Here is a 6,589-nt window from a genome sequence, read left to right on the forward strand (position 1 = left end):
CCGCGCCAGAGGGCGAATTCTGACGCGGTCCAAGTCCTTGAAATGTGGTGAGCGCGAAAGGTCGACCAGCGAAGAGGACATCCCGCGATGAACATTGGGAGCGAACCAATGCACGAGCGATATTTTAATCCCGGACCGCGAACCGGCGCAACCATCAAGACCCACGCGCCCGACGTCGCGGTCGAGCCGCTGATCAGGGCAACGCCCTACGAATTCAAGGACCCGGCATCGATCCCGCCGCGCAACGGGCCCGAGCCCGAGCCGTTCGACGATGACGCGGTCATTATCGCGCCGATCCGCACCGAGCTAGGGCGGGCCTGCGAGCTGGCGGAAGGCGGCGTCCGGGTGGTGCCGGTCGATCGCAAGACCGGACGTCCACTGGTAATGGCCGAGGATGCGACCACCGATCTCGACGTGATCCGCAAGTGGTGGCGTGAGTTCGATCGTCCGATTGCCGTGGCTGTTGCGATCGTCGAGGACAACCGGACGCGCTACTGGACGCAGTCGCAGGCGTCTCTGATTTCGGCGAAGCAGTTCACCTTGCGCGATCCGTCGATGATTCCAAAGCGTGAGTGGCTGTACGGCAACCATCTCATCCGCAAATTCGGTTCGGCCACCATCGCGCTCGGCGGCGTCGGCAAGTCGAGCCTTGAGACCGTCGAAGCCTTGGCGCTGGCGACGCAGCGTTCATTGCTCGGCATCACACCGCGTCAGCGTTGCCGCGTCTGGTATTGGGGCGAGGACCCGATCGAGGAGCTGGAGCGTCGCTTCGCTGCGGCCTGTATCCACTATAACATCAGCAACGAGGACATCGAAGGATATCTGTTCGTCAATTCCGGGCGCGACTGCAAGATCGTGATCGCCACGCAGACGCGCAACGGAGCAACGATCGCCGAGCCGGTCGTCGATGGCCTGCTCGCCACTATCAGGCACCACAGCATCGACGTCGTGATCATCGATCCGTTCATCAAGTCGCATCGTGTCCCCGAGAACGACAACGGCGCGATGGATGCGGTCGCCGAAACATGGATCGGGATCGCCGACGCTGCCAACATCGCGCTCGAACTGTCGCATCATAGTCGCAAGGCGGGAGGCGCCGAGGTGACCGTTGAACATGGGCGCGGTGCCATTGCGCTGATCAATGCTTGCCGGTCAGCACGTGCGCTCAACAGCATGACGCCCGAGGAGGCGGCGAAATGCGGGATCGAGTATCGCAAGGGCGAATATTTCCGCGCCGACGACGGCAAGGCCAACATGGTGCTGCCCGCCGAGAAGGCGATCTGGTACCGGCTGCAAAGCGTCGCGCTGCCCAACAGTCCGCTCGGACCAAGTTTTCCCGGCGGGGACTGGATCGGGGTGGCCACCCGCTGGAAACGGCCCGACCTCACGGCGGACGTCACCGCAACCGATTTCGAGCGGGTGGCCGCTTTCATTCGCATCGGCAATTGGCGGGCGGACCCGAGGCCAAGGACTGGGTCGGCTATGCGGTGGTCAAGGGCATGCCCCGGCTCTCGGTCACGACCGACAAGGCCAAGATCAAAGCCCTGATCAAATACTGGCTGGATCAGGGCAGCCTGATCGAGGTCCGCCGCAAGGACCCCAAGCGCCGCGACGAGCGATCCTTCATCGAAGTGGCGGAACCGGACTGAGGTTTGCACAGGTCCATGAAACAGCTCACCCCAGTGCACAGCACACACCCACCCCCATAGGGGTGGTGTGGTGTGCAGTGTCAGTGCACACGTCTGCACATGTTTGCCCAGGTGGCACGTGTGCACGTGTGCAAACAGGAGGAACCTAAAACAATGCCCGGACACAGATTGCCACGATCGACACGCGCGAAGCTGAAGGCCGGCGCCGTCGTTAGGGTCAGGCGCGGCTGGCGCGCATCCGAGCTGCCGGCGCGCCCGGCGTCAGTCTGCCGGCGGATCAGCCCGACCGATGGCACCGTGATCGGCCTGTTCGAGCCGCACCGGATCTCGCCGCCCAGCGCTCAGCTCCGCTTCCGCCATGTGTACCGGCCGAAAATCCGGGTGACGCCATGCTGAGCCGCCCCGCCCATGCGCTGGCTGAGACCGGCCGGCCTGAGACAGCCGCCGTGCAGACGGCGCATCCTGAGCCGCCTATAGGGCTCAGCGCGGCCGGATTGACGAACGCGGCGCCGACGATCGGCAAGGGCAAGCGCTTTCACATCCTGAGCCGCGATCCCCGCGCCGTCCGTGCCCGTGGCACCCGCGCCCGCCAGAAGGACGGCTTGATGTCGATCTCCCTCGACGTGCACGAGCACGCTGTGGCCAAGTCGCTGATTGCGTCCGGCCGGGATGAGGATCAGCTGCTCAAACCCACCGTCGTCAAGCAGGCGCTGGAGCAAGTGATCCGCGACTGGATCGAGCGCTGGAGGCCGCTCTGGCCCAAGGAATAGCTGTGTAACGCGTGACGATGCCGTGAGCTGGGCCGGTTTTATGGTCCGGGTATGAGCACAGTATTCTCAGTTCGCCGGCCGCTGGTCGGATGATGACTAGAATGATTTTCGTCGAGACGCCGGTAAGCGCGCCTGAGCCGGTCGAGGCAGCTCCCCTGATGATGCTGATGAGTGAACGGCTCGCTCGGTGGATCTCGCATTTCTGTCGCATCCCAGGCGGAGTCCGCAAAGGCGATCGGGTCGATCTGACGGACGAACAGAAACAGCTTCTCAGAACAATCTACGACGGACCGATGAAGGAGCAAGTCGTGCAGGGCGACGTCGCCGCCTATCTAGCATTGGCGACGATCTGCGGCCCTGCAACAGGCGAGTGTTATGTGCGGTTCGCCGTTGATGATGCTACAATGTGGGAAGCGGCTTCACCCGAATTGCGGGGCGTTATCGGCCGCGATGCGAAGGGCCGACTCTATTTTTCGGGCAAAGCCGTACTTACGACATGAGGCGCTTTCGATGGTGGGCATCCTGAAGCGTACTTGGTTCAGTGCAGCGGAGCGAGACCGGCGCATCACATCGTGCGGTCTGAGTGATAGGCAGCTTGCGCAGATTGACAAGGAAAATGCTGAGGCGGACGCGCTGCTGCGCAGACTTCGCGGTCGCTCTGTTGAGTTGGCCAAGCGGAGACCATTAGCGCCCGGCATCATCCGTAAACGTGCGGTGATTGAGTTGTGACCCTTGTGAGGCGACGATGACGCCCAAAGAACTTGCGGAGATCGATCGACAGACTGCCGAATGCGACGCCTTTCTGCTTCGACTGCGCGAGCGCCGCGGTACTGTCGATGAGAATACCCGCCGGGCCGACTGGGTGCCGCCGCGCCAATCGCGACAGGCAACATCATCTGACGTCGAGAAGCGCGCCGTTGCGGCGATGCTCGCGGAGCAGAGGCAGCAACGGATCAGTCAAGACGCCTACGCAGCGGATTGGACGTGTTTCGTCGGGGATGTGATCGATCAGCGTCTCGGTGATACGTCCCAGCTTGCGACCAGGGAGGGAACGATCAGGCTGATCGAAGCACTTTGCGACGAGATTGCGTCCGTCACCGGCCCGATGGAGCGCATGATACGGAAGGGCGGCGCCGATACTGCGGTGCATGCGCTGCGCGAAGAAGTGTTTTCACGGATCGACAACATCGATGCTCGGCTCGATGCCATCGAAGCGCGGCTCGACGAGATTGAAGCTGATACGATCGATCGCAACGCCGGAAACGTCACAAGACTGAGGAAGTAAGATCATGCAGCATGAGGAGGCCGAACGCGCCGTGTGGTCACTTCCGTTTCACCAACGGGCCGCAATGTTGGTGGCCTCGATGGTTAAGGAAGACGCGGACGCTATGCGGTTGGTCGCGCGGGTCGCGGTGCTAATCCAGTACCTTGCGACTGAGCTTTCCGAGATGCATCGGCGCGCTTGTGTCAAGATCCTGCGCGACGTCGCAAACAGGCTCGACGCCGGACTTGAAGTTGGCGAAGAGCCGCGCGTGATCCATTGAAGGTCTTGCTCAGGGCCGGGGGGAGCTTCCTCTGTTTCTGCCGGGCATAATGTCCGACCGGCCCGCAGGAATTTCTTCCCAACATGTCTTGAGAAAAGGACTCAGCAAAATGCGCAAGGGAGGTCGTATATCAGCCGCAGAACTGGACGCACCACGGCCGCTTTATCGCAAGTCATCGCGCCTGACAGCGCCGGCATCGCTCTCCTCTGCCGAACGATCGCTGTTCATTGAGATTGTCAGCGCCTGCAGCGAGAAGCATTTCACGAAGGCCGATCTCCCGGTGCTGATCTCGTTCATCCAAGCGACATTGGTCGCGCGCGAGATGGCCGGTGATCCTGCGCGCTTCAACAGCTGGGAGAAGGCGGCGCGGCTGCAGGCATCGCTAGCGATGCGACTGCGCTTGTGTCCGTCGAGCCGTCTCGATCCGAAAACGGCCGGACGCAATCAGCCGTTCGACGGTCCGCGACCCTGGCTCCGTGATGAAGACGATGACGTGCGCCATGATGACAACTGACAACCGCGCCGAGTTCTTTGCGCTGATCGAGCGCGCGAACAGGATCGGTGCGCTATTGCCCGAGCCCGAGGAGATCGATGTTGACGATCCGGCCGCCGTTGCCGAGGTGAAGCTGGTGCTGAGCGAATTCAACGCGGCACTCGCGGCTATCAGGCTCTTCAGCCGAAAGTGACACGATGGCTGCCACATTCTCCGACGATTTTCTACTTTTCGGTGCTTGCGGTGGTGGCCCCGTTCAGAAACACTCCCCTGCATATTTTCAGATAATTCTTAGGGGGGCTGCCATGCCCGAGACACTGGAAATAGTATTGTGGTCTGCTGCGCTCGCAGCTTGGTTGATGGTTTTCTTCGCGATCATAGGCGAGGGCCTGAAGCCGCTTTCAAAAAGCGTCCGCCGACTGAGCGACAGGGTCTTCAGGATCAAGGCGAACTGAAAAAGCGATTTCGCGTGCAGGGGTGCCGTCATAATGGATTTGACGCTCATGCCGTCTCCGCTTCACTTGGTCTCCGTATAATTACGGGCTTAGCGTCTCACTGTGATCGTGCCCTGTACCAGCGGGTTGCAGCTCACTTCCGTGAGTTTGCCGAGAAGCTGAAAGGAAATCCCACATCGCAGTGACAATTCCGATTTCGTGCAAAGCATTTTCTCCCCTCCACAACCGTGGCAGTTCTCTGCGTGTCAATGGCGGCGCTTGCTCGCGATGTTGACGGCAGGTACGCGCGAACTGATCCTCAAATGCATACGTGGTTCGAGCAGTTGTAATCCGATGGGGGAGAAGTCTGCTGCGCCCTTTCAGATGGCAACTTGTTGCAGGACGCAGATTGGCGGAGTCAGGGCGGGCACTTCCAAGTCTTTCTTCAGAGCGTGTGGGTTGACGTTCCTGACTCCGCTCTCGTCAAGGTGCCGAACCGTTTTGGGCGGACGGTTGTTTGGCTGTATTACGAGGATGGTCATCCCACCATCCGCTGCTTTATAGGCGGACGAACGAAGCCAGCGTTCGGCACACTGCTCGCAGCAGGAGCACGGGCCGCTCAAACCCGTTAACGGACTGCCGCGAGTCGGCGTGGCGGCCCCACATGCTGCTCCTTACCAACGCCGCGCCCGTGCTTAGAGCATCCGCGCAAGCTGCGTGCGGCACTTCGTCTGACTAGCGTGCCGAGAAGCCAGCAGTGGCAAGTATCGGCTTCTCAGCAGTTGCTTCAAACACTTTCGAGCGCGGTGTCAGGATCGCAACTTGGGTTGGAGAAGCTGGCATGCCCCCCAATGTCAGCGCAGGGACAGCGGACTGTTCCTGAACATCAGCCGCACCCACGACGGCAACCTGATGCGGCGAGATTGGAAATCCCATCACTTCAAAGGTCGGTAGTTCGGCGGCCGATGCCCCGGCAGTTGCGACGACTGCGGCAATGCCTGCAATGAGAGTAATATGTGTCATGGAAAATGCTCCCCTGGAGGGATTGATACCCACTACATTTCCACTGATGAAGCGCAGCCCTAGTTTGCCGTCGTGGGCGGGTCGGGAGACAGGGGAATTCTTCTTCGTTTGTTATTTTTGAATAACAGAGGGAAAGGCGCGAACAATGCCTACGATGATACATCGCCTCTGAATACAGACGTCACGTCACAAGCTTCCTTAGCGCCGTTGCTGTGGGCCCAATATGAACTTGTTCACAACGCAAGCTCGGAAAAGCAGAACCCGAACACGAGCGGGACCCAAACACTAGCAGCCCTCTGTTTCAGCCGTGTTTCGTTCCGCAACCTAAGAGAGCGGCCTCGCGGCTAGAAATCCAACTACAGCGCGAAATCACTGTCTGAACGTGTACTCTCCGTTGGGTGCAATCGACGCCGCCGTGGTCTCATTCTGGTGGCGCGACTCTTTACCCCATCAACCCGCCGTACAGCGCCATCCGTCTCGATGATATGCGCGCAATGAGGTAAACTCCTGGATGACGTTGCGGCGCATAATGAAAGCAACCGTCAATGGCATGGCACCCCAACATTCGGTACGGCACCGAAAGATATCCCGAGAAGGTCGCTCGCCGGCTGCGCGGATTCAACATCGCAGTGTGGCTTGCGTCGTTAATTCCAGCGAGCATGGCATTCGTCCGCTT

13 protein-coding genes are annotated in these 6,589 nt (G+C 60.4%); 10 read left to right on the forward strand and 3 right to left on the reverse strand.

Annotated features, from left to right (window positions below):
• Positions 1-108 precede the first annotated feature (108 nt).
• The 10 genes from XH80_RS02045 (at position 109) to XH80_RS02090 (ending at position 4,649) form a co-directional block, all read left to right on the forward strand.
• A complete protein-coding gene (locus XH80_RS02045; RefSeq protein ID WP_271597110.1) occupies positions 109-1,548 on the forward strand; it encodes an AAA family ATPase in 1,440 nt (479 codons plus the stop codon).
• On the forward strand, positions 1,500-1,649 hold the full coding sequence (locus XH80_RS02050) for a hypothetical protein (protein ID WP_271597111.1): 150 nt from the start codon (positions 1,500-1,502) through the stop codon (positions 1,647-1,649). The genes XH80_RS02045 and XH80_RS02050 overlap by 49 nt, the downstream gene beginning before the upstream one ends.
• A 153-nt stretch (positions 1,650-1,802) precedes the next feature.
• Positions 1,803-2,045: a hypothetical protein gene (locus XH80_RS02055; protein WP_271597112.1), complete on the forward strand. Its 243-nt coding sequence runs from the start codon at positions 1,803-1,805 to the stop codon at positions 2,043-2,045.
• The gene (locus XH80_RS02060) at positions 2,039-2,419 is read left to right on the forward strand and encodes a hypothetical protein (RefSeq protein ID WP_271597113.1); all 381 of its coding nucleotides are present in this window, start codon (positions 2,039-2,041) and stop codon (positions 2,417-2,419) included. Before XH80_RS02055 ends, XH80_RS02060 begins: the two co-directional genes overlap by 7 nt.
• A 101-nt stretch (positions 2,420-2,520) precedes the next feature.
• Positions 2,521-2,919 (forward strand): hypothetical protein, encoded by a 399-nt coding sequence (locus tag XH80_RS02065; RefSeq protein ID WP_271597114.1) that lies wholly within the window; start codon positions 2,521-2,523, stop codon positions 2,917-2,919.
• Positions 2,920-2,929: 10 nt separating this feature from the next.
• Complete coding sequence (locus XH80_RS02070; RefSeq protein WP_271597115.1) at positions 2,930-3,148, forward strand: hypothetical protein; 219 nt, start codon at positions 2,930-2,932, stop codon at positions 3,146-3,148.
• A gap of 16 nt (positions 3,149-3,164) precedes the next feature.
• Complete coding sequence (locus tag XH80_RS02075; RefSeq protein ID WP_271597116.1) at positions 3,165-3,704, forward strand: hypothetical protein; 540 nt, start codon at positions 3,165-3,167, stop codon at positions 3,702-3,704.
• 4 nt (positions 3,705-3,708) lie between these two features.
• The gene (locus XH80_RS02080) at positions 3,709-3,963 is read left to right on the forward strand and encodes a hypothetical protein (protein ID WP_271597117.1); all 255 of its coding nucleotides are present in this window, start codon (positions 3,709-3,711) and stop codon (positions 3,961-3,963) included.
• 109 nt (positions 3,964-4,072) lie between these two features.
• The gene (locus XH80_RS02085; protein ID WP_271597118.1) at positions 4,073-4,477 is read left to right on the forward strand and encodes a hypothetical protein; all 405 of its coding nucleotides are present in this window, start codon (positions 4,073-4,075) and stop codon (positions 4,475-4,477) included.
• A complete protein-coding gene (locus XH80_RS02090) occupies positions 4,464-4,649 on the forward strand; it encodes a hypothetical protein (protein ID WP_271597119.1) in 186 nt (61 codons plus the stop codon). Before XH80_RS02085 ends, XH80_RS02090 begins: the two co-directional genes overlap by 14 nt.
• Before the next feature lie 87 nt (positions 4,650-4,736).
• On the opposite strand, the gene XH80_RS02095 is transcribed toward XH80_RS02090, so the two are convergent.
• The 3 genes from XH80_RS02095 to XH80_RS02105 form a co-directional block, all read right to left on the reverse strand.
• A complete protein-coding gene (locus XH80_RS02095; RefSeq protein ID WP_271597120.1) occupies positions 4,737-4,961 on the reverse strand; it encodes a hypothetical protein in 225 nt (74 codons plus the stop codon).
• A gap of 664 nt (positions 4,962-5,625) precedes the next feature.
• Complete coding sequence (locus XH80_RS02100; protein WP_271597121.1) at positions 5,626-5,913, reverse strand: hypothetical protein; 288 nt, start codon at positions 5,911-5,913, stop codon at positions 5,626-5,628.
• Between the two features lie 442 nt (positions 5,914-6,355).
• On the reverse strand, positions 6,356-6,589 hold a 234-nt coding region (locus XH80_RS02105; protein ID WP_271597122.1), incomplete at its 5' end, for a hypothetical protein.

Origin of the sequence: Bradyrhizobium sp. CCBAU 45384 (genome assembly GCF_028128665.1) — a bacterium.
Lineage (GTDB): Bacteria > Pseudomonadota > Alphaproteobacteria > Rhizobiales > Xanthobacteraceae > Bradyrhizobium > Bradyrhizobium manausense.